General features: G+C 51.9%; 12 protein-coding genes. 2 read left to right on the top strand and 10 right to left on the bottom strand.

Translation table 11 applies throughout. The features are described from left to right. The first annotated feature begins 105 nt into the window (after positions 1-105). On the top strand, positions 106-1,047 hold the full coding sequence (locus NYE24_RS24485) for an AraC family transcriptional regulator (RefSeq protein WP_342476897.1): 942 nt from the start codon (positions 106-108) through the stop codon (positions 1,045-1,047). Here NYE24_RS24485 and NYE24_RS24480 read toward each other — a convergent pair. From NYE24_RS24480 to NYE24_RS24465, 4 genes are all read right to left on the bottom strand, one after another. Continuing rightward, a complete protein-coding gene (locus tag NYE24_RS24480; protein WP_342479291.1) occupies positions 1,031-1,456 on the bottom strand; it encodes an NUDIX domain-containing protein in 426 nt (141 codons plus the stop codon). The two genes, NYE24_RS24485 and NYE24_RS24480, sit on opposite strands and share 17 nt — an antisense overlap. 429 nt (positions 1,457-1,885) lie before the next feature. Beyond that, complete coding sequence (locus NYE24_RS24475) at positions 1,886-9,619, bottom strand: S-layer homology domain-containing protein (RefSeq protein ID WP_342476896.1); 7,734 nt, start codon at positions 9,617-9,619, stop codon at positions 1,886-1,888. A 315-nt stretch (positions 9,620-9,934) separates the two neighbouring features. Beyond that, entirely contained in the window at positions 9,935-16,591 is a 6,657-nt protein-coding gene (locus NYE24_RS24470; RefSeq protein WP_342476895.1) for an S-layer homology domain-containing protein, read from the bottom strand. 298 nt (positions 16,592-16,889) lie between these two features. After that, complete coding sequence (locus tag NYE24_RS24465; RefSeq protein ID WP_342476894.1) at positions 16,890-17,624, bottom strand: hypothetical protein; 735 nt, start codon at positions 17,622-17,624, stop codon at positions 16,890-16,892. A 169-nt stretch (positions 17,625-17,793) separates the two neighbouring features. Between NYE24_RS24465 and NYE24_RS24460 the strand changes: the two genes are divergently transcribed. Next, positions 17,794-17,970 (top strand): DUF4304 domain-containing protein, encoded by a 177-nt coding sequence (locus tag NYE24_RS24460; RefSeq protein ID WP_342476893.1) that lies wholly within the window; start codon positions 17,794-17,796, stop codon positions 17,968-17,970. A gap of 149 nt (positions 17,971-18,119) precedes the next feature. On the opposite strand, the gene NYE24_RS24455 is transcribed toward NYE24_RS24460, so the two are convergent. The 6 genes from NYE24_RS24455 to NYE24_RS24430 form a co-directional block, all read right to left on the bottom strand. Further along, positions 18,120-19,352, bottom strand: a complete 1,233-nt coding sequence (locus NYE24_RS24455) for an IS110 family transposase (protein ID WP_076162511.1) — start codon at positions 19,350-19,352, stop codon at positions 18,120-18,122. A gap of 386 nt (positions 19,353-19,738) precedes the next feature. Beyond that, on the bottom strand, positions 19,739-20,908 hold the full coding sequence (locus NYE24_RS24450) for a DUF4317 domain-containing protein (RefSeq protein WP_076158698.1): 1,170 nt from the start codon (positions 20,906-20,908) through the stop codon (positions 19,739-19,741). A gap of 182 nt (positions 20,909-21,090) precedes the next feature. Next, positions 21,091-21,699 carry a hypothetical protein gene (locus NYE24_RS24445; protein ID WP_036693010.1) on the bottom strand — a complete coding sequence of 203 codons (609 nt, stop codon included), beginning with the start codon at positions 21,697-21,699 and terminating at the stop codon, positions 21,091-21,093. 45 nt (positions 21,700-21,744) lie between these two features. Next, positions 21,745-22,104: a hypothetical protein gene (locus tag NYE24_RS24440; RefSeq protein ID WP_342476892.1), complete on the bottom strand. Its 360-nt coding sequence runs from the start codon at positions 22,102-22,104 to the stop codon at positions 21,745-21,747. Between the two features lie 140 nt (positions 22,105-22,244). Beyond that, positions 22,245-22,556, bottom strand: coding sequence for a hypothetical protein (locus NYE24_RS24435; protein WP_342476891.1), 312 nt, complete (start codon positions 22,554-22,556; stop codon positions 22,245-22,247). Between the two features lie 301 nt (positions 22,557-22,857). Beyond that, positions 22,858-24,405 carry a GGDEF domain-containing protein gene (locus NYE24_RS24430; protein WP_342476890.1) on the bottom strand — a complete coding sequence of 516 codons (1,548 nt, stop codon included), beginning with the start codon at positions 24,403-24,405 and terminating at the stop codon, positions 22,858-22,860. Between the last annotated feature and the right edge of the window lie 19 nt (positions 24,406-24,424).

Here is a 24,424-nt window from a genome sequence, read left to right as displayed (position 1 = left end):
CAGTAAAATGTTCTACATCTAAGCACATTCACATCAAAACTGCGCAATTTCGACCCTTTATTCTTCATTCCTATTCTAACGCAAGAAGGACAGGAGCTGCTGAAGATGCCCAGAAAAAAGAAACCCGTCATTGAGTACCGCCACTACAGCCTGCCGATCCATTTCCCTGTCCTGCTGCTCAGCGGCGAACGCTGGAAGATCTCCGATATCAAGAGCGAGCATCTGCATTTCCACAACCATCTGGAGATCGGGATCTGTTATTCAGATAGCGGGATCATGGAGATTAAGGGCGAGAACGTGCCTTTTGCCGCCGGGGATGTGACCTTCCTGCCGCGGTATCTGCCCCACACGACGTACAGCTCTCCGGGAGAGGCCAGTCTGTGGTCCTATCTGTTTTTTTCGCCGGAGGATCTGTTTCAGCATTCCTTCAAGAGCGCCTACGCCGGCTTCGAGCCGAATCTCTGGGCGGTGCAGGGCGCGAACTGTATTCTGAGCAGGGACAAGCACCCCCTAGTCTATACGCTGGCTACCTCCATCGTCCTCGAATTGCAGCAGCAGAAGCCTTACTATCAGGAGAGTGCGTACGGCTTATTGCTATCCCTGTACATTGAGCTGCTCCGCATTCATTCTACGAACGAAGCCTTGAGCGGCCAGGAGGCCGGGTATAGCCTGAAGGGCGATTTCGTGATCTCTCCTGCGCTGGAGTACATCACCAGGAACTATATGACGCCGATGACCATTGATGATCTGGCCGAGCTGTGCCACTTAAGCACCACCCACTTCCGCCGCAAATTCCATGACATCATGGGCACCGCCCCCCTGGATTTCCTGAGCAGCACCCGGATTGAGGAAGCCTGCAAACAGCTCAAGAGCACAGAGGATTCGATTCTGGACATTTCCGAAAAAGTAGGCTTCCACTCCATCTCCAGCTTCAACCGCTGCTTCTCCAAGCTGATGGGCGTCTCCCCCAAGGAATGGCGCAAGGGGGCGCAGTCTGAGGCGCAGTCGGCGAAGGCGAGTATTCTGGAGTTCACGGGGTGGGTGTGAGCGCTACTCTTCTAATACTCTCTTGGGTCCAGGGAGGAGCCAGGGGATGCTTCATGATCTCATCGCAGGTCAGCCAGTGGACGGCTTCCACTTCATCCGGACTCCGGTTAGTTGCCGTACCACTCTCATATTCACATAGGAACACCATATTGATGACATGACGCCCATCCTCAGTTACGAAGGAGGAGCTATACACAAAAGTAACCGCATCCTTGATCACGATGCCAACCTCCTCCTCGCACTCGCGCTTCACCGTCCGTTCGAGGATTTCAAGCGTGTTGCCCTCAATATCCACTTTTCCCCCTACAAGAGCCAGAGTCCCTCCTGCATGCTCTTCTTGGGTACTTCGTGTAATCACAAGCCACTTATCTTCCTTACAGATAGCTGCTTCTACGTTAACAATAAACACACTGACATGCCCCTCTCCTGAAGATTCTGTTATAGCCAATTATAGCAAATACCAGACCTCTTCTAGCAAACACCAAGCTTCCAATCGTCCGGGTGATCAGCAAGTGGACAAACGTATCTTAATTTATCACTTTCTGAGGATTGTAAGCAAACAGGTGGAAAAACAGCAACTAGTTCTAGTGATTGTGCCAATTCAGCTGAATTGTGATCCATTAAGTGTCATTTATCCAACTACTGTCCCTTTAGGACACATCCGCTCTGCAACAAGTGTATAAAATCCAACTGCTTACGCGCAGCACCCCGCCCCCTCCCAGCTCTAGATTTTCTATAATTAGGTACACGCCAAATGTCAAAATTCAATCGTAAAAAAGCGAATTCAGCTCAATGCCTGAATCCGCTTTTTTGGGTTTGTATAATTTAGTTTAGACCATTAATCAATCAGCTTCGACTTCTGGAGCAGACGCTGGATCAGCACCGCCACTTCAGCGCGGGTGACGTTAGCCTGTGCCTCCAGCTTATTGCCGCCGCGGCCGGTGATTAAGCCAGCGGAGGCTGCCAGCGCCAGGCTGTCCTTCGCCCAGGCTCCCGTGCGGCTTGCATCCGTAAAGGCTGCAAGCACGCCTGCGGTGTCCACTGCGCCGGTCTGTTCTGCGAGACCGGTCAGCTTCATCGCCTTGGCAATGATGTTCATGGCCTGCTCGCGTGTGATCCGGTCTCCAGGACGGAAGGTTCCGTCCTCGAAGCCGTTGATCAGACCCGCTTCGGAGGCTGCCCCGACTGCTGCTGCATACCAGCTACTCGCCGGAACATCTGCGAACTTCGCAGCTCCCTCTCCAAGCTTCAGGCCCAGACCGCGTACGATGATCGCTGCGAACTCTGCACGGGTGATGTCAGCGTTCGGGTTGAACGTTGATTCGTTCACCCCGTTAATGACCAGACGGGAGCCCATGTCATTCACTGCATTCTTCGCCCAATGCTTCTCCACATCCGCGAACGTCAGCGGATGCCAGACCACCGAATAGGTGCTGTTCGTCAGACTGTTGATCTCTGCATAATACTTACCTTCCTTCAGGATGATTCGGGTGGGTACATGACGCACCATTCCATCCGGTTCTACAACGATACCTGTTGTAATCCGGTTCGGGTTAACCCCCTGCGGAAGCGCCACTGTCCGCGATACATAAGCATTGAACCGGTTCAACTCTACTGTTGAGGTCCCGGAAGAAGCAGTAACTGTGAAATCCAGGGCTGGTGCTGCAAGGGTAAGGCCGTCTCTGCCTGCCGCAGTGCTAACCACCTGGTTCATGGCAGCCGAAGCATCACTAATGGTAATTCTCAGCGTAATGTCATCCAGCTTAGCTCCGTTACCTAATCTTGCGGCCAATGCGGCGATGTTAACCTCGGATGCAGGTAAGGTATAACTCCCCTTGCTGGTCTGAAGCACCAGGGTGGCCGCCATATTCTCCATATTCTTGATCATCTGGCCGCTCAATTCTCCGACAATCACATTCGAATCCAGCATCATCGGAATAGTTACTACAGCGCCGTTCCCCTCGGCATCCAGCTTCGCCTGCAATCTGGCCGGATCTACCGCGATGGTCGTTGTTCTAACGTTACCGGTGGTCGTGGTCGTTGCTTTACCCGCGTTCTCCTCCTTGCCGTTCACAAGGACAATCACATCGGTGACCGTACTGGACGGATTCCCGGAAGGAGTCCCGCTGTTCGAGTTACTTCCGGCAGTTGGGTTATTCCCGCTTCCCGGGCTGACCGGCTCGGGAGTCGGCGTTACCGGAGTCGTCACCGCAACTACTGCAATGACGCTGCCGTATTTCACCACCTGGCCGTCCGCATCTATCTCAGCAATCCCAAGCGTATCGCCATCGGCTGCCAGAATCAGCCCTTCACTGCCTACAAGGGTGTATCCGGTCAGAAGGTCTCCCACATTCGGCACGATGATGCTGCCAACACCAAAATTCTTATACAGCAGCTTATGCCCTTCAGCCGGTGCAGGCGTAACCTTGATTTGCGTATAGCCGTTACTCTCTGCACCACTCGGATCACTGGCACTCACAGCCAAGTCCCCGGCTGGGATCAAGACATTCGTTGTAAAAGTCAGCGTAGTTGCCGGTCCCGCCGGAACCGATCCGCTGGCCGCCACCCGTACCTTCACCGTATGCTCCCCGCTCAGGTCCGGCAAGTTGGTTCCGTCATAACGTACGTAGGATCCCTCATCCACGGAGAATTCCATGCTGGTATTCAGGCCCATAATCGTATTGTTCAGATCATCCGCTACCACTTCTGGAGCCGCCGGGATCACGGCATCCGAGTCATGCACAGTCACCTGAGCAATAGCAGAAGCAAAGTCCGTTGACGTAGCCTTCACCCGCACATAATACGTGCCCGGTGCAAGACCGGTAATCGTAGTATCTGTAACTTCTGTCCAAGCTCCAGTGTTCCCCATCTGGTATTCCATCTGGACGGTCAGATTCTGCAGTGTTCCGTCATTGGCTCCGTTATAGGTCACATCCGTTACACTCACACCCACCGGAGCAGCCTTGCGCGCGGGAACACTCAACACTTGCGCATCACTATCAGTGGTGGTTACTTCGTTACCCGTCTTCACAATACTCAATGTGGTTCCCAGCCAGCTGCTGTCTAGCAGGAGCGTTCCATCCGTGGTGGCCGTTACAGCCGTACCATTTATGGTGTATACCCCTTCTGGAATCAGACCTCTCAATTGCTCAGCGTTAAAATCAATCACCGCCGCAGGCGTCACTTCCGCCTCAGATGCAAAGGAGGTCACTGTCACTTCCACCGCAGCAGAGCTGAACGCCGTTGCTGTTGCCTTCTTGCGGACATCATAGATACCTGGCGTAAGTCCTGTGACGGTGGTGCCTGGAACATCTGTCCATGCGCCTGCTGTACCTTGTCTGTATTCCATGGCTGTTGTCACATTCGTGAGCGTGCCATCCTTCGCATGAATCGCCGTTTCGTCCGTTGAAGCTACACCCGCAGGCGCTGCCGGACGGGCAGGAATATTCAAGGTCTGCGCCGCACTATCGATGGTTGTGGATTCGTTCCCCTGCTTCACTAGGCTCAGGGGGCTGCCCAGCCAGCCGTTATCCAGTGCCACCTTGCCGTCTGCATCTGCTGTTACTATCAACGAACCATTCAGTGTATACGTACCGTTCGCAGTCAGACCGCTCAGCTGCTCAGCTTCGTAGTCAATGACCGCTGTTGGAGTGGCTTCCAGTGTGGGTACGTAGGCATTCACCGTTACAGCTTGTGCTTCCGAGGCAAAAGCTGTAACCGTACCCTTCGTACGGACATAGTACATATCCGGGACCAACCCGCTTACGCTAGTGCCTGTGACATCTGTCCATGCGCCTGCTGAACCTTTTTTATACTCCATGGCTGTAGTCACATTCGTGAGCGTACCGTTCTTCGCGTTAATCGCCATCTCATCCGTTGCCGCTACTCCGGCAGGCGCTGCCGGACGGGCAGGAATAGTCAAGGTCTGCGCCACACTATCTATGGTTGTCGATGCATTCCCCTTCTTCACTAGGCTCAGAGAGCTGTCCAGCCAAGAGCTATCCAGCGCCAGCTTGCCGTCTGCATCCGCTGTTACGGTCAACGTACCGTTCAGTGTATACGTGCCATTCGCCGCCAGACCGCTCAGCTGCTCAGCTTCATAATCAATGACCGCTGCTGGTATGGCTTCCGGTATCGCTACATACGCTACCACATTCACGATGTGTGCTACCGAGGCAAAAGCCGTCAAAGTCGCCTTGGTCTGGACGTAGTACGTACCCGGAGCCAGTCCCGTCACCGTTGTACCCGTCACATCCGTCCATGCTCCTGCGGCACCTTGCTTGTACTCCATGGCCGGAGTCGCATTCGTAAGCGTACCGTTCTTCGCGTTAATCGCCGTCTCATTCGTTGCTGTTACTCCGGCAGGCGCTGCCGGACGAACAGGGATGGTCAAGGTCTGCGCGGCACTGTTAATCGTCGTGGACGCATTTCCCTGCTTCACAAGGCTCATAGAGGTTCCCAGCCAAGAGCTATCCAGTGCCAGCTTGCCCGCCGCATCCGCATATATTGATAACGTGCCATTCACCGTATAGAGACCATTCGCCAGCAGACCGCTTAGCTGCTCGGCTTCATAGTCAATCACCGCTGCCGGGATTGTCTCTACCATTGGCACATACGCATTCACCGTAACACTATACGCCTCCGAGGCAAAAGACGACGCCGTCAATTTCACACGGACCTCGTACGTACCCGGAGCCAGTCCCGTCACCGTTGTACCGGTCACAGCCGTCCATACTCCCCCGGTACTTGGCTTGTACTCCATCGCTGAAGTTACATTCGCAAGTGTACCGTTGTTCGCATCTATCGCCAGTTCATCCGTTGCCGTCACACCTGTCGGTGTTGCCGGACGGGATGGAATGGTCAGCACCTGCGCCGCACTGTCCACCGTTGTTGAAGCATTCCCCTGCTTCACAATACTCAGGGACTCTCCCAGCCAGCTCTGCTCCAGCACCAGGGTGCCAGCCGCAGTCGCGGTTACCGCTGTACCGTTCACGGTATACTTACCATTCGCCGTCAGACCGCTCAGTTGCTCGGCTGCGTAGTCGATCACCGCTGCCGGGGTAGTCTCTGCCGTTGGCACATACGCATTCACCGTTACACTATGCGTTTCCGATACAAACGACGACGCCGTCAATTTCACACGGACCTCGTACGTACCCGGAGCCAGTCCCGTCACCGTTGTACCGGTCACATCCGTCCATACTCCTCCGGTACTTGGCTTGTACTCCATCGCTGAAGTTACATTCGCAAGTGTACCGTTGTTCGCATCTATCGCCATTTCATCCGTTGCTGTCACACCTGTTGGTGTCGCTGGACGGGATGGAATGGTCAGCACCTGTGCCGCACTGTCTACCGTTGTAGAAGCATTCCCCTGCTTCACAATACTCAGGGACCCTCCCAGCCAGCTCTGCTCCAGCACCAGGGTACCAGCCGCAGTCGCCGTTACCGCTGTACCGTTCACGGTATACGTGCCATTCGCCGTCAGACCGCTCAGTTGCTCGGCCTCATAGTCGATCACCGCTGCCGGGGTTGTCTCTGCCGTTGGCACATACGCATTCACCGTTACACTATGCGCTTCCGAGGCAAAAGACGACGCCGTCAATTTCACACGGACCTCGTACGTACCCGGAGCCAGTCCCGTCACCGTTGTACCCGTCACATCCGTCCATACTCCCCCGGTACTTGGCTTGTACTCCATCGCTGAAGTTACATTCGCAAGTGTACCGTTGTTCGCATCTATCGCCAGTTCATCCGTTGCCGTCACACCTGTTGGTGCCGCTGGACGGGATGGAATGACCAGCACCTGCGCCGCACTGTCAACCGTTGTCGTAGCATTCCCCTGCTTCACAATACTCAGGGACTCTCCCAGCCAGCTCTGCTCCAGCACCAGGGTGCCAGCCGCAGTCGCGGTTACCGCTGTACCGTTCACGGTATACGTGCCATTCGCAATCAGACCACTCAGTTGCTCGGCTTCATAGTCAATCACCGCTGCCGGGGTTGTCTCTACCATTGGCACATACGCATTCACCGTAACACTATACGCCTCCGAGGCAAAAGACGACGCCGTCAATTTCACACGGACCCCGTACGTACCCGGAGCAAGCCCCGTCACCGATGTCCCGGTCACATCCGTCCATACTCCCCCGGTACTTGGCTTGTACTCCATCGCTGAAGTTACATTCGCAAGTGTACCGTTGTTCGCATCTATCGCCAGTTCATCCGTTGCCGTCACACCTGTTGGTGCCGCTGGACGGGATGGAATGGTCAGCACCTGTGCCGCACTGTCTACCGTTGTAGAAGCATTCCCCTGCTTCACAATACTCAGGGACCCTCCCAGCCAGCTCTGCTCCAGCACCAGGGTACCAGCCGCAGTCGCCGTTACCGCTGTACCGTTCACGGTATACGTGCCATTCGCAATCAGACCACTCAATTGCTCGGCTGCGTAGTCAATCACCGCTGCCGGGGTAGTCTCTGCCGCTGGCACATACGTATTCACCGTTACACTATGCGTTTCCGATACAAACGACGACGCCGTCAATTTCACACGGACCTCGTACGTACCCGGAGCCAGTCCCGTCACCGTTGTACCCGTCACATCTGTCCACGTTCCTGCTATTCCTTGCTTATACTCCATCGCATTAGTCACATTAATCAATGTACCGTTGTTTGCATCTATCGCCATTTCATCCGTTGCCGTCACACCCGATGGTGCCGCTGGACGGGATGGAATGACCAGCACCTGCGCGGTACTGTCTACGGTTGTCGTAGAATTCCCCTGCTTCACAATACTCAGGGACTCTCCCAGCCAGCTCTGCTCCAGCGCAAGCGTACCATCCGCAGTCGCCGTCACCGCTGTACCGTTCACGGTATAGGTGCCATTCGCCGTCAGACCGCTCAGTTGCTCGGCCTCATAGTCGATCACCGCTGCCGGGGTTGGCTCCAGCGCTGGCTTGAACAGCGATACGGTTGCCGTCTGCGGCGAACCGCTAACCGTGTATCCGCTTGGCGAATTCACAGCCACGGATACATCCCCCTCGCCGGTCACTGAAGTAAGCGCAAGGCTCCAAGCGGTCCCAGATCCGCTCAAGGTCCCTTTTACCGCAGAGCCTGTATCATCTGTAATCGTGATATCGTCTGCTGTTAATCCGGTGATCACAGCATCAAAGGTCAGGTCAATCTTCGTTGAAGTAGTGGTTCCCGGCACACCATCCGCTACAGCCGATTGCAGCACAACCGGAGTTAAGACCTCCCTGTTGAACAGCTTGCCGGTGATTCGGAAATGAGTAGCATCTGTATTATCTGTTGTGATGAAAACAATCTTGTCGCCGAAGGCCGGATATACAGCGAACTTCGCATAATATTCCACATTGAACATCCAAGTGTCTTCATTGTATCCCTGAAATACAGCCGGAGCGGAATCCACCGGCTGATCCGTTGTATACAGCAGGGTCCCGTCATTGTCATAGTAATTCAGGTAAGCATACTGGGTTCCCTCCCACTCTGTACCATAGTTATAGGCATCGTCAATGGCCTTATTCGACGCGGCATCCGTGCTTACTGTAACGAATCCCGGCAATGTGCCTTTCTTGTAGACAGCGGCAGATGTCTCGCCCAGCGAACCATTTACATTAAATCCGCCTTGGCTTACACCCGTATTGTCATATAAGGAGACACTCGTAATTCCGGTTTGCCAGCTAAATTGACTGAACATGAAATTCCCGTTGCCCAGTGTATGCAGATACAACTGCTTCTCATTCGTTCTCGCTCCAACATTAATGGTGGTTATGGAGGTTCCGCTGTTATTGAATAACTGCAGATAGATATTATCGTTCGGGGCCCCCGAATTGTAAGCCGCCATATACACGCCGTCACCAGCGGCGACGTAGGACATGCTCGCATTAGCAGCTACCAGCAGGGTTTCGCTTGACGCCGGTACGCCCGCAGCGGTAAATACGCGGGTGACCGTGCTTACATTATCATTTCGTTGCCAGGAAAAAGCGATATCGCCGTTAGACAGCTCCGCCGCAGATATAAAACGCGTCAGCTGCGGCTGACTGGCCGCACTGAAGGTATTCAGCCGGGTCTGGCCAGTCACCTTCTGGCCGGTCTTATCCAGCACCATGAAATAAGCATTGGGTGTGGTCTCGGTAACTGTGCCCAGCTGCAGGTTGTACTCGCTGGAGTCGCTTTTACTGTACATAATCAGCAGATTTCCGTTATTGAGAGCAAGCATACTCACAGACGTCATTTTGTAATAGGTGTCCATCAGGTTGCCCAGGTTAACGTCCGTTATAAGCGTTCCTGCGCTGTTAAAGACCCTTAAGAAGTTAGAGGAAGTGTATGTATTCCCCTGATAGACGAATGAATTCAGCAGAACCGCCGTACTTCCATCCTGTAGACCCTGCGCATCCGTCAGATTCTTGCCCGCCGCATAGGTAACCGGAGGCTCAATTACAAAATCGGCCGCTTCATTAAACGACTGCACCGCCGCATAGGCACGGAGTGACATCATAGGCAACAGCCCAATCACCAATACCACAGCCAGCCCGATCTTCCCCATTTTCTTAAACATCGCTTTCCTCCTTGTCGAATGACCATTTCCATAATATTGATAACGCTTCCGCAAAACTCTGAACATGCTGCACACGCTCTGCACATGCCCGGCATTAGCAAGCATTAGTTTTCCATACTGGTTTATCGACATTTTTCGCGTTAAAGTTAACTAATTCGACAAATTATTATATTCAATTTCGATATTTATGTATCTTTATTACTTGCATCTTTCATGACAGGGCACTTCCTGCCTTTTTCACCCTTCTAGTAGGATGCATAACATTAAAAAGGGATTCAGCTCAAGCTGAATCCCTTTTTCTCTTTCCCTCTCCGTTTAGTCAATCAAATCTGACTTCTGCAGCAACCGCTGTATGAGAACAGCCACTTCTGCACGTGTGACATTAGCCTTGGCTTCCAGCTTATTACCGCTGCGGCCGCTAATCAGACCAGCCTTGGCAGCAAGTGCCAAACTATCTTTTGCCCAGCTGCCGGCAAGTCCTGCATCAGTAAAGGCTGCAAATACACCTGCTGTATCCACTGTGCCGGTCCGGTCTGCAAGACCGGTCAGCTTCATCGCCTTAGCGATGATCGTCATCGCCTGTTCGCGTGTAAGCTTGGCATCCGGACGGAAATTTCCGTCCTCGAAGCCGTTAATCAGACCATACTCCGAGGCCGCTTGTACCGCCCCTGCATACCAGGCACTCACTGGCACATCAGCAAAAGAAGTCGCTCCTTCACCGAGCCTCAGTCCCAGACCGCGTACAATAATTGCTGCGAACTCTGCCCGGGTGATATCCGCATTCGGGTTAAACGTCGTTTCGTTCACCCCGTTAATGACTAACCGCGAGCCCATATCATTCACTGCAGCCTTCGCCCAATGCTTCTCTACATCTGCGAAGGTCAACGGATGCCAGACTACCGAATACGAGCTATTCGTCAGACTGTTAATCTCAGCATAATATTTATTATTCTCCCGGATGATTTGGGTGGGTACATGACGCACCGTTCCATCTGGCTCTACAACGATACCTGTTGTAATCCGGTTCGGGTCAATGGCTCCAGGAATCTCCACCGTACGTTTCACATAAGCGTCAAACCGGTTGATTTCCACTGTGGAATTACCGTAGGTCCCAGTGACTGTGAAGTCTAGTGAAGGTGCAACCAGGTCAAAGCCGCCTTTGCTTGCTGCGACGGCTATCACTTGATTCATTGCTGCAGAAGACTCGCCGATCGTAATCTTCAGCTTGATATCTTCCAGCTTCACACTGGTGCCAAATTGCTGGGCCAACGCTCCGATATTAATCTCGGATGCTGGTAAAGTGTAAGAAGCCTTGCCGGTCTGGAGTACAAGCGTTGCCGCCACATTCTCCATATTCTTGATCATCTGACCGTTCAATTCGCCAACAAAAATGTTGGAGTCCAGCATTACTGGAATTGTAACCACTGCCCCAATGCCTTCCGCATCCAGCTTGGCCTGGAGCTTGAGCGGATCTACGGTAATGATCGTAGTTTTGGTGTTGCCCGAAGTAGTTGTCGTCGCTGTGCCCGCGTTCTCCTCCTTGCCGTTCACAAGGACAATTACGTTGGTGACCGTACTGGCCGGATTCCCGGAAGGAGTCCCGCTGTTCGTGTTACTTCCGGTACTTGGGTTACCTCCGCTTCCCGGGCTGACCGGCTCGGGAGTTGGTGTTACCGGAGTCGTCACCGCAACTACTGCCATGACGCTGCCGTATTTCACCACTCTGCCTTCCGCATCTACCTCAGCAATCCCAAGCGTATCCCCATCGGCTGCCGGAACTAGCCCTTCAATGCCTACAAGGGTGTATCCGGTTAGAAGGTCTCCTACATTCGGTACAATGATGCTACCAGCACCAAAATTCTTATACAGCAGCTTATGCCCTTCAGCTGGTGCAGGCGTAACCTTGATTTGCGTATAGCCGTTACTCTCTGCACCACTCGGATCACTGGCACTCACAGCCAAGTCCCCGGCTGGGATCAAGACATTCGTTGTAAAAGTCAGCGTCGTTGCCGGTCCCGCCGGAACCGATCCGCTGGCCGCCACCCGTACCTTCACCGTATGCTCCCCGCTCAGGTCTGGCAAGTTGGTTCCGTCATAACGTACGTAGGATCCCTCATCCACGGAGAATTCCATGCTGGTATTCAGGCCCATAATCGTATTGTTCAGATCATCCGCTACCACTTCTGGAGCTGCCGGGATCACGGCATCCGAGTCATGCACAGTCACCTGAGCAATAGCAGAAGCAAAGTCCGTTGACGTCGCCTTCACCCGCACATAATACGTGCCCGGTGCAAGACCAGTAACCGTAATGTCTGTAACTTCTGTCCAAGCCCCTGTGTTCCCCATCTGGTATTCCATCTGGACGGTCAGATTCTGCAGTGTTCCGTCATTGGCCCCGTTATAGGTCACATCCGTGACACTCACTCCAACCGGAGCAGCCTGACGCGCAGGAACACTCAACACTTGCGCATCACTATCGGTGGTGGTCACACCGTTACCTGTCTTCACGATATTCAGTACGCTGCCCAGCCAACTGCTGTCTATCGGCAGCGTTCCGTCCGTGGTGGCTATTACAGCCGTACCATTTACAGTGTATACCCCTTCTGGAATCAGACCCGTTAGTAACTCAGCAGCATAATCGATGATCGCATTAGGCATCACTTCCGCCGTTGCCGCAAATGACGTTATCGTCAACTCTGCCTCAGCTGAGGTGAAGGCCGTTACGGTCGCCTTTGTGCGGACAAAGTACATGTCTGGTGCAAGGCCTGTGACGGTTGTGCCCGTAACAGCTGTCCAAGAACCTGCCGTGCCGCGCTTATATTCCATCCCAGTATTCACATTGATGAGTGTGCCGTCCTTCGCATCAATCCCGGTTTCATCCATTGAAGCTACACTCGCAGGCGCTGCCGGACGGGACGGAATGATTAAGGTCTGCGCCGCGCTGTCGACGGTCGTTGTAGCATTCCCCTGCTTCACGACGCTCAACGTAATACCCAGCCAGCTGCTGTCCAGAGCCAGCCTCCCAGTCACATCCGCTGTTGCTGCCAGTGTGCCGTTAATGACATACTTACCGCCTGGAACTAGTCCGGTCAACTGCTCAGCTTCATAATTAATCTCTGCTGCCGGGGTGATTTCCTGCGCTGCCACGTACAGCTCGACAGCTACACTTTGCTCTTCCGAGGCAAAGTCCGTTGCAGTTGCCTTCACCCGTACGTAGTACGTGTCCGGAGCAAGGCCTGTCACGGCCGTGCCTGTAACGACACCCCAGGCACCTGCGGCACTCTTCTTGTATTCCATCGTGGAATCTACATTAACCAATGCTCCATCCTTCGCATTAATCGCGGTTTCATCCGTTGCCGTTACACCCGCAGGCGCTGCCGGACGGGACGGAACATTCAGCGTCTGCGCCACGCTGTCTGTAGTCGCCGAACCGTCACCCTTTTTCACGATGCTTAATGAAGCTCCCAGCCAACCGCTAGCTATAGCCAGCTTGCCGTTAACGTCCACCGTTACAGGCTGACCGTTTACGGTATAAGCAGCACCTGGCGTCAGGCCAGTCAGCTGCTCGGCAGTATAGTCGATCACCGCTGCCGGGGTAGTCTCTGCCGTTGGCACATATGCATTCACCGTCACAAGCTGCGCTTCCGATACAAATGCTGCCGCTGTCGCTTTCGTGCGGACATAATAAGTATCCGGTTCAAGGGTTGTTACGCTTGTGCCCGTAACAGCTGTCCAAGAACCTGCCGTGCCACGCTTATATTCCATCGCAGTAGTCACATTCGTCAGTGTTCCATCCTTCGCATCAATCGCGGTTTCATCCGTTGAAGCTACACCCGCAGGCGCTGCCGGACGAGATGGAACATTCAGCGTCTGCGCCACGCTGTCTGTAGTCGCCGAACCGTCACCCTTTTTCACGATGCTTAATGACGTTCCCAGCCAACCGCTAGCTATAGCCAGCTTGCCGTTAACGCCCACCGTTACAGGCTGACCATTCACGGTATAAGCAGCGCCTGGCGTCAGGCCAGTCAGCTGCTCCGCAGTATAGTCGATCACCGCTCCCGGGGTAGTCTCTGCTGTTGGCACATATGCGTTCACCGTCACAGGCTGCGCTTCCGATACGAATGCTGCCGCTGTCGCCTTCGTGCGGACATAATAAGTATCCGGTTCAAGGGTTGTTACACTTGTACCCGCAACATTCGACCAAGCACCTGCCGTTCCACGCTTATATTCCATCGCAGCAGTCACATTCGTGAGTGTTCCATCCTTCGCATCAATCGCGGTTTCATCCGTTGAAGCTACACCCGCAGGCGCTGCCGGACGAGATGGAACATTCAGCGTCTGCGCCACGCTGTCTGTAGTCGCCGAACCGTCACCCTTTTTCACGATGCTTAATGACGTTCCCAGCCAACCGCTATCTATAGCCAGCTTGCCGTTAACGTCTACCGTTACAGGCTGACCATTCACGGTATAAGCAGCGCCTGGCGTCAGGCCAGTCAGCTGCTCCGCAGTATAGTCGATCACCGCTCCCGGGGTAGTCTCTGCTGTTGGCACATATGCGTTCACCGTTACAGGCTGCGCTTCCGATACGAATGCTGCCGCTGTCGCTTTCGTGCGGACATAATAAGTATCCGGTTCAAGGGTTGTTACACTTGTACCCGCAACATTCGACCAAGCACCTGCCGTTCCACGCTTATATTCCATCGCAGCAGTCACATTCGTGAGTGTTCCATCCTTCGCATCAATCGCGGTTTCATCCGTTGAAGCTACACCCGCAGGCGCTGCCGGACGGGATGGAACATTCAGCGTCTGCGCCACGCTGTCTGTAGTCGCCGAACCGTCACCCTTTTTCACGATGCTTAATGAAGCTCCCAGCCAGCTGCTATCTATAGCCAGCTTGCCGTTAACGTCCACCGTTACAGGCTGACCGTTCACGGTATACGCAGCGCCTGGCGTCAGGCCAGTCAGCTGCTCCGCAGTATAGTCGATCACCGCTGCCGGGGTAGTCTCCGGTGTCCCCCCCACTCCGCTGTCCAGTACAATTCTTGTATTGTCGTTACCTACAATATAGAATTTATCATTCTGGAACCTAACCTGGTTTAATCCTTTTCCGCTGACTCCCAGCGCCTGCTCATCATATTGGGTCCAGGTAACCAGGTCTTTAGAAGAATAAACCACATGGGATTCCTGATCGTTGTACACTACACCCGCAGCAACATAATAACCGTTACCATAATCTATGGAACGCAGCTCCGTCCAGGCTGCGCCTGCATCAATCTCATGCTTCGTCCAGACAGAGGTGTCGCTTAACACACCGCTTGTCTCCAGCAGCTGCGGAGTTCCATCATTGCCATTCGTAGCTATAACGGCATATTTTCCATTCGCATAAGTGATATCATAGAAAGTGATGTAGCTGGAGGGCTCGTAATCCTTCAATGAGTCAAGTGAACTCCAGCTTGTTCCATTCGTAGAGGCCCAGATCCCTCCTGTACCAAAGGCCACATAACCCCCGTTCACAGCCTTCACATGGTTGAAAGAAGCGCCGTTTAAGGTAGTTACAACTGTCCATGAGACTCCATCAGCAGATTGGAGAACGTTATCGCCAGCCACGGCAACAAAACCGTTAGTGCCATAAGCTAATCCTTGTACAAGACCGGTAGCTCCGGCTGGGAGATCTGTAACCGTCCAATTCTCTCCATCTCCAGAGACACCCAGCTTTTTCCCCGCTGCAACGAAAACATTGTTTCCATAGGCAATTTCAGCGAATCCCAGCTTAGGCAGCAGGCGGTTAGACACACTCAACTGATCCCAGCCGCTTGAAGAGGACAGGAATATACTATCCTGAAGCTCCGAACCCGCGTTTGAGAGAACGTCTCCAACAACCTCCCACTTGTTTCCATTATAAGCACTTCCTTGTAAATTCCCGCCGAACCTGGCCCAGCGGGTTTGATCTGACGTCACGACAAGACTATGCGATGACTTGGTTATCAGAACCATTCCTGTGCCGTTTGAAGCAGCCGATATAATGGTATGATTCGTTACGGGCTCCGCCGCTGTCCAAGCCCCTCCACTATTGGCCGAGGTATACATTTTACCTTCCCTGCCATATCGGTAGAGTAATGATCCCGCCTGCACAACGCCAAGCATATAATCGTAAGAAGAGTCTGCCGCAAAGGTCATTCCATTGCTGCTTACATAACCGTTCTCCCAGTTTTTCGATACATAGAGCTTACCGTTGTACACAGCTAATGCATCCAGCCCAAACGTTCCGCCCAAGAATGCAGACGTCCAGTTTGACCCGTCACCCGAGTGGGCATAAGAGGCGAATATATTTCCCGTAATCACATATTTTCCATTGAAATTAATAATGTCCGTTATATAAAAAGTAGTACTGGTAGTCGATCCGTTTGGCCAGAGTGCCGGAACAGTACTCCACTGGCTCCAATTCTGTCCGTCTGCGGAAGAATAGATAACTCCAAGGTCTTGCGCCCGATTAGCAGCGGCCCACCTTCCGCCGACAGCATAAAATATCCCGTTAATGTAACGTACCTTTTGCAGGATATCAGCATTTACAGATGAGGATTTATCACTCCAGGTTCTGCCTCCATCCGTAGAGACAATAACCTTAGCCTTTGCAGTGGAGTTTGAATAATCAACACCTACCGCTACATAAGTACTTGAGGTAAATGCAATACTCCTCCATGAAATCTTGGCATTAGATGAAGGGGTACTGATCTTGCTCCAGCTCATTCCATCAGCCGATTGTACGATTCTCCCGCCCTCTCCTACTGCGGTATAAGTTCCGTTCTCATAGATTACACTGTTCAAGTTCGTATCCAGGTTGTCTGCCACGGCCGATGCAACAGTCAAAGTATCCGCCGAAGCCTGTGCTCCGGCAATACTCATATTCGGGAATATCAGTATAAATATAAGCATGAAAATCGAGCTTTTTTTCCATAACAACGGTCTTTTCATACACATGCCCCCTTATGTCTATTAAATGTGCCGTCCAATTTATCCGTTAGCCAGCCCTCAACCCGTTAGTAAAAGTGCCCTCCTGTGAGCAGAATATAATTCTCCACATTGGATTCGACAAAAATCGCCATAAACCTTCAAAATTACTTTACTAAAATTTAAAATACATCATTATATTTTTTTGCCGAATTTGGAAGCCACTCTTGCAAAAGAACTCCAGCTTCGAAACCTGATGAGTTACCATACGCGCAAAAAAGCCCGCTCTGTCGATTGCACAGAACGGGCTGATAAATATCCTCTACATTTCTTCCACATACCGCTTGGCTTCGCCAAGGGGCATATCCGTATGCTGACGAACCAGCTTGATGGCAAGAATAAGCTTGCCGTCCTTTTTTAACTGCCGGACATGCTCCTGGACCTCTTCGGGAACGACCCTCAGTGTTGTGCTTGCTGCCTCCCGGCGCTTCAGCTCCGCGGCTACCCGCTGCTCCATATCCGGCGTCAACGTCTCGTCTACAGAAGCGGCAGGCACCGGCCAGCGCTCCGGCCTACTTCCCCGGACCGCTGCGAGTACGGTGCCTACAATCGAATAGAGCACCATATACTGGGCCAAGCGGTACAGGTATAACCATACGGTACTTAGCGTGACCATCTCCCCGCCAGGCTTCAGTATAGCAAGGTTATCCGAAATGACATACTGGCCTGGCGCATAATTATTGACATCCTGGTCCAGCTGCAATTGACCTATAGATGAGACGATCCATTGCAGCGGCTTATTGTATACGGGGTTCCCGGCCGTGTCGATCATCATGCCCAAGAACGAGAAGACGGCGACGGCAAAGACCAAATAAGTGGACCAACTCAACCTTTTTACTAAAACTATAATACTGAACACAACCAGCAACGTCAGACTTCTAATGTAATCGTTATGTAGGAATAATTGAAAAACTACCGGCAGCCCCCATCCGAACAGCAGCACCATCACAGCCGCAAACCCAAAGAAAAACAATAGAATCTTAACATTCTTCATCACTACCTGCATTCTCCTTTCCTGTCTCCTATCCTATATTTACCCAGAAAGAAGTCATTTGAGGCGATCCTGTTTATAGTACACTATAGCTGTCAGCCGACAGGTTATAATATGCAGCCTACTATCACCTCAGGTGAAGGAGGACTTACTTACTATGCAGTAATTGTTAAATATGAAAGAATTATTCAAACAAGTCATCAAGCAGGACGTCAAACCTTTTTTCTCCGCACAGGGCTACCGTACAAAGGATCTGAACTTCTACAAAACAGAGGGCCAGCTTATCTATAACATCAATATTCAGAAATCGACGGGCAATACCTGGGACAAGCTCAGCTTCTATGTGAATTGAAGCTCTTCCTAAGCCCGCCCTGCACCAGCCCATTGTGTTCGGTTTAATACGAAAATAAAAATATCGGAAAATGCGCCGCAGACTGGGTTTTTGACAAAAAAAGACCCACCGCCCCAAAAAAACGTTTCGTTTTTTTGAAAAAGGGAAGACTATGGGATAGGATTCAATTGAACACTATATCCTAACTGCTGGATATATTTCACGTACCTATCTAACGTGTTTTTCTTGGACGTCTCATCGCCTAGTGAGACGTCTATTTCTTGGTATGACCTCTTCTCCCGCATCAGGGCATGGAGGATTCGAATCAGCAAATGCGCGGTGGCGACGTTTGCTTTTTTATCGCCTCGTCTCTTTCGAATTCGTCGAAAGAATTGTCCGATCCGGTTCGAGGAGCGAGAGTTTGCCCAAGCCGCCTGACACAAGGCCCCTTTCAGATGCTTGTTCCCTTGCATCGTTTTTGACTTTCTTCGCTTTCCAGCGCTTTCGTTGTTCCCTGGACACACCCCCGCCCATGAAGCAAACTGCGCATCACTCGGGAACATTTCCGCGACATGCGGCCCCACTTCGGCAAAGATGGTCACGGCAGACGTCCGCTCAATTCCTGGAATGGAGTCAATTTGTTCAATCTTCTCCAGGTACGGTTCTGCCTTCGCCTCGATTCGAGCTTCCAGTTCCGTGATCCTTTTCTCCAAATAGACCAAGTGGTCCCAGTGGTCTCGAATCATCTCGCGATGATGACGGCGCAACTTGCCATTGAGCGCGTCTAGCAACTGCGGAACTTTCTTTTTTAAACGGGTTTTGACCAGGTTCTTAACGGTCCCTTCGTCGATGACCTCGCCGTCCATGATCTTCTGGAGCAGGCCCCGCCCTGAAACCCCATATAGATCGGACATAAAGGTGGTTAGCTTGATGTTGGCATCCTGCAGGATTTTGTGAATGCGGTTTTTCTCCGCCGTCACCGCCTGCACCATCTTACTCCGGTAACGGGTCAAGTCTCGCAAATCCCGGATGTCCTGTTCGGGCACCATACTGCCTTCAATGAGCCCGCAACGGTGCAATTGCGCTAACCAGCGCGCATCTTGCATGTCACTTTTTCGACCCGGCGTATTCTTTACCCGCTGGGCGTTGGCCAAGACCAGATCACAACTGCCCTCTAAGATGTTCCATACCGGTTTCCATAACACGCCCGTGCTCTCCATCACCACCTCCCGGCAGCCGTGTTCACTCAGCCAATCTTGCAGGCCTAGCAATTCTTTGGTTGTCGTCCCAAAGGTTTTCAGGTGACATTGTGGTTTCTGTTCGATCGGTCCTTTCAACACGCAGGCCACAACGGTTTCCTGGTGCACGTCCAGACCGGCGCAACACATACGTACAGCATCCATTCCAACCATCCTCCATCGTCAGTTTACAAATCATGCGCTCGAGTGAGTGTAATTTAATACACGTACTTTTGGGGCTACAATAGGCGATGCTCGAAAAGCGCAATAGAACGGTTTTTCGCACGGGGTGTATCCCAGTAACCGTTTCCGCCCTTTGATTTGTATATGTAGTGTTGACGACTACAGCCTCATTTAGAATGGTTGCGACGGATGCCACCCGCTTATTTTCATTCCTGGGGGTGACAAGGCATCTGTCTTGTCATGCCTGTTTTTCGCAGACATTGGGCGTCGCGCACTCGCACCAACCCTACACCTACACATAAAGGGCTTCCCGCTCTCCTAAGGAGACATCGGGATAGCCCTTTTTCCGAAAAAACCTTCTATACAGATTAGGATAAGTTCTCCGTCAGCAGCGTGAAGCCTTCGATCACCGCATCCTCATCAATCTCAATCATGATGCAGCGCTTGCCCTGGTAATTCACCTGCCGCACATATCTCAGGTCCTGCGGGCTGATCGTGATGGAAGCGACCTTCGTATCGATCTTGATCGACTTCGAGGTGAACTTCGGGATGACGCTGCTGGCCTTCATCTCATAGTGCTTATTGTCCACGATGGTCTCGAATGCCCGCTCCACCTTCTCCGCCGTCACATCCTCCACGCCACTCGCCTTTAGCACACGCTCCACATCACGGTAATCGAGTCTCGGCGGTTCTTCCTCTTCCGCGTTGTCTTCAATCACCTGATGAATCTCCTCATACACCTGGGCAATAGTCGCCACATCGATCTGTTCGCCCGCCACTTCCTTCACAATATCTTCAAAAATAGACCGTTCCTCCAGCGCCGTCACCGACCGCTCCGCATTCAGCACCTGCTCGATGAACTGCGGGTTCGGATTATTCGCGCTTCCCGTGCAGTATAGCACACGGTTGATATCCGAATAGTTGTCGGTCACACTCGGGTAGAAGAAGCCCTGCTCCGGCGTGCTGAGCTTGATGATCGGATCAACCATGATATTATACTTGAACTCCCGCTCCACATAATCGAACAAAAGCGTCTTACGCTGCTGCTCCGTGGAATTCACGCTGCATAGAATGAACGGATGCGCGAAGACCTCGTCCTTCCCAGTCTCCTCGGCTTCATCATTACGCGCCTTGGTCGGCCGGAAGTATTGCCCCCGCACGAACGTGACTACGGCATCCTTCTCATACTTGGCATCCACCAGCATTTTGTCCACCAGCATGAGCATCAGGTCCTGCCACTCCTCCGGGTCACCGGTTATCAGCCCCTGGTGCAGCATCACCTGCGACGGCTCCTCCGCTTCCTCCAGGAACTTCAGCTCGAACAGCTTCTGATCCAGCTCGCCCGTCAGCAGCTTCCGGAAGTTACTCATATACAGCTCCTGCTTCTCGCGTTCCAGCATGGCGAACGGCTGGCGCTCGAAGTGGTAGATTTCGTTCGTTTCTTTCATAATATAGACATTCAGAATATCGTACAGATTCAGCTGATCATGGTCCATCTTGAACTGCTTGCGGATATGTGCGGCTTCTTTCTTGATCATGGTATGTGACACAGCTCCTATGAAATGAATTGGTCAGGCAATAGCTTCCTTAATTATAGCACGTACGTTCTCCATGCAGTTGAAAATTCCGATTCAGCCCCTCACCTCAATGGAGGTGAATTCTCAACGTTGGTGATAAATAAAACCCCTTCGCCAGAAGGGGTTTTATTTATCAGTTCTATTCATTTTTTGTAGGCGGCTTCAAGATCCAGCAGATTCTTATCCGAGATCACCTGGTAATTACCGTCCTGTTGGGGAAATTCCAGGCTTGCCATAACTTCAGCTTTGAACAATCCATTCTCCCTCTCTGCTGTCTTGTCTGTTCCTGAGGATATCTTTATCAAGACCCAGCCGGTGCGATAATTTTCCTCCTTACGGATAATGTTGATCCATGAGTCTCCAACATCGGCAGGCTGTTTCTGCGGGTCTCCGTAGAGGTAGTTCCAGTAGAAGCGTTCCCCGGATTTCTTTGTGTTTCCTCCTTTGCTGAGGCTTTCAAGCTTCCCCCCAGCATCAACACATAGGTAAGCAGTATCTCCAGATAATTCATAGATAACATCATCACTGCCGTGCAGCTCAAACAGAATGCCTGGAGTTACGCTGATTGCTGGTGACCACCCAGCATTCCAGGATATATCAACTATTTCGTCAGCAGGCACATCAACAGCATTCAGTTCCTTCACTTTTTCCTCCGTATTGAGCGAGCACCCGGTACCAATCAGAGCCAGCATAAGGACTGCGCAGACAAATTCCCACCTTAATCTGCCAACTTTGATTTTGTTGAAGCTCATATTCAGCACCTCCTCTATTCAATTAGGATATTAGAAAATCAAAAATCAGATTGCAGGCTCAATCTTGTTAGGTTGGGGCCCAGGACCGTTTTTTGCCCAATAAATAATATAATAAATTGAGCTATTGTATGTTATGTTCCCCGGGTTACTTATATTGTTTACAGAATATTCATTAGTCCAGGTGGTATATCCTGGAGAGGAATAATTCCATCTCAAAGGATTGGTCCCCCCAGGTTTATGTGTCCAATCATTACCTGATAGATCACCTTTCATGAAATGATAATCTACGCTGCCTTTTCTAATAGCAACTACTTTTTGATAATTAGCTAGTGGCGATGGTTTTGTGATTGTTTTATAACCCCAATATCCAAGGGTATCCAAATCATCAACTACTAAGTCCGCCATACTAGCTATAGGTAAACTCATACTGAATCCCTGACCGGAATGATAGCCTGGATTTTGGAATACATGCACTCCAATAGAATATCCATAACAATTATATCCGGTATAGCTGTTTGACCATGATCCTATCACTGTGCTATGTACTAACGAATGCTGGCTTTAACAGAGCTTTTTAAGGGAGAGACATCGAGAATTCTCCTAGCTAACTCCGCTAGCTCTGTATAATTATATGGGATGTGGTCCGTGCTTACTACTCCCCGCTCGATGTCCGAAACTATTGTCTTCACAGCATTCTCAGTGTATTCATTCTGTTCTAATCCCTCAGGCAGAATCAGCCCGTTATCAACGAGGGTATCCAGTAAATTATCACTGCTTAATTGTGCCAGCTTCTCTATTGCTAATGGGTTAGTCTCAGCATTCACTTGATTGGCCGGGAATCCGAAGACAAATAACATTATGATTACCAAAAATCCTGAGAGCATTACCTCCCCCTACAATAGTAAAGATAAAAGCACAAAAATGTAATATTTTACACAATAATTCCATATCTTTATTTTCTACGAATGCTAAAAAGCCTTTTCTGCCATTGAACAGAAAAGGCTCCTCCGACAAAACATATCTACTACACAATAACCATATCAAAATTTCGCCTGATAGCCTGAGTGTAGCGGGGTGCTCTTGATATCAAGGACCCTTGCCGTATCAGACAGAAACTCCCGCACGGTTTCCTCAATTAACGACATCCCCCTGCCCAACTCAAATCTCATGATTTCCCTCCGCCTCTCCCCGCTTGATCGCATACATCCGTCTGTCCGCTTGGCGCAGCAAGGCATCCGGGGCCGTTCCGTCCTGCGGATACACGCTGATGCCGATGCTCATATCAATCTTCAGCTCTTCGCCTTCATAATCGAGCTTAGCCTGACTGGCAGCTGTGTGCAGCCGGTGTTCCAGCTCTGCGGCGGTCAGCCCGCCTCCATCCACGGGGCAGAACAGCACGAATTCGTCGCCGCCGAAGCGGGCCGCCAGCCCGTCCGGCTGAACCAGCTGATGGATCATGCCCGCTACCTTGCATAACATCTGGTCTCCGGCCTCATGACCCCAGCGGTCGTTCACCAGCTTGAACCGGTCGAGATCCAGCAGCAGGATGGCTACTTCCCCGCCACTGCGCTCTGCTTCCGCAAGAGTCTCCTCCAGTTTGTCGTAGAATTGTCTGCGGTTCGGCAGCCCTGTAAGCGGATCATGATAGGCCATGAAGGCAATCTGCCTTACATGCTGATTGCGCAGCCGGATGTCACGGATGAGCAGCACGGCATGAGGCTCATGATCCACGGTCACGTAATCCCCGTTAATCATCACCTCGATCAGACTGTCCCCGCTGTGCAGCACCATTTCCAGCTCGCTGATATCCTCTTGCGCCTGAAGCTTCGCCATGATCTCCGCACCGCCCAGATCGGCAAGATTAGCCTTCCCGAGGGACAGACGATCGAACATCCTGCCGGCACTCGGATTCGCTTCCTTGATGCTGCCTGACAACGAGACGAGCAGCGCAGCCTGCGAGCTGATCTGAAACATTTTTTTATAGCGCTGTCCTGAATGGTGTAGGAACTCATACCTCTGCATGGACAGGCGCAGCACGAAGCACCAGATCAATCCTCCGTAGATATACGTGTAGGGCGGCAGCATTTCATCGAAGCGGAGATAACCGAATACAGCTACCCAGAGGAACGTCACCCAGGAGCCGTACTCCAGCAGCTTGAAGATACCGCCATGCTCCTGATAATCAGGATCGGCGGCACTCCACTTGCGCGCACTGCGCAGCATGACGATGGGGATGAAGCTAAGCAGCAGACTTGCCGTTAAGGTCCCGTAGTAGGCTGAATTGGCTATCGGCCATTTCCATACCCCGCTTACGGTGAACAGCTGCACAGAAGTATAGGAACGTTGACCAATGAGTCCCGCCGGGATCGCCAGCGTTAGGATATGGAACAGATAGGGATACCACGGCCGGGACATCCGCTTATGGAGGCCAATCAACCGGGCAATCAGATGGAAGCCAAGCCCTGGAATGAGGATACCGACATTGGCGAACCAGACCGCAGCCAGCACCGGACTATATTCAATCGGCAGCATATACCGGATGTACTCCTCCAGGAACATCAGGAAATAGCACAGAATTGTAGCGCTTACCAGACGATGTTCAATCTTCCGCGGGTTGCGCAGCAGCACATCCATTCCCATGTAGAAAAAGAAGAGCATCGGCAGCCAATAAAATACGACAGGTATCCACACATGGATCGGGCTCATCTCTCTTCTCCTCTACAGT

Origin of the sequence: Paenibacillus sp. FSL H7-0350, assembly GCF_038593195.1 — a bacterium.
Classification (GTDB): Bacteria; Bacillota; Bacilli; order Paenibacillales; family Paenibacillaceae; genus Paenibacillus_AQ.
The sequence above is the reverse complement of the archived record's forward strand: the minus strand, read 5'-3'. Positions and strand labels throughout refer to the sequence as shown.

Coding starts and splice junctions, on each gene's coding strand:
- NYE24_RS24460 (WP_342476893.1), top strand. CDS start 17,794: ATGAAAGAATTATTCAAACAAGTCATCAAGCAGGACGTCAAACCTTTT.
- NYE24_RS24475 (WP_342476896.1), bottom strand. CDS start 9,619: ATGTTTAAGAAAATGGGGAAGATCGGGCTGGCTGTGGTATTGGTGATT.
- NYE24_RS24450 (WP_076158698.1), bottom strand. CDS start 20,908: ATGATCAAGAAAGAAGCCGCACATATCCGCAAGCAGTTCAAGATGGAC.
- NYE24_RS24430 (WP_342476890.1), bottom strand. CDS start 24,405: ATGAGCCCGATCCATGTGTGGATACCTGTCGTATTTTATTGGCTGCCG.
- NYE24_RS24470 (WP_342476895.1), bottom strand. CDS start 16,591: ATGAAAAGACCGTTGTTATGGAAAAAAAGCTCGATTTTCATGCTTATA.
- NYE24_RS24455 (WP_076162511.1), bottom strand. CDS start 19,352: ATGGATGCTGTACGTATGTGTTGCGCCGGTCTGGACGTGCACCAGGAA.
- NYE24_RS24440 (WP_342476892.1), bottom strand. CDS start 22,104: ATGGCGGACTTAGTAGTTGATGATTTGGATACCCTTGGATATTGGGGT.
- NYE24_RS24445 (WP_036693010.1), bottom strand. CDS start 21,699: ATGAGCTTCAACAAAATCAAAGTTGGCAGATTAAGGTGGGAATTTGTC.
- NYE24_RS24485 (WP_342476897.1), top strand. CDS start 106: ATGCCCAGAAAAAAGAAACCCGTCATTGAGTACCGCCACTACAGCCTG.
- NYE24_RS24435 (WP_342476891.1), bottom strand. CDS start 22,556: ATGTTATTTGTCTTCGGATTCCCGGCCAATCAAGTGAATGCTGAGACT.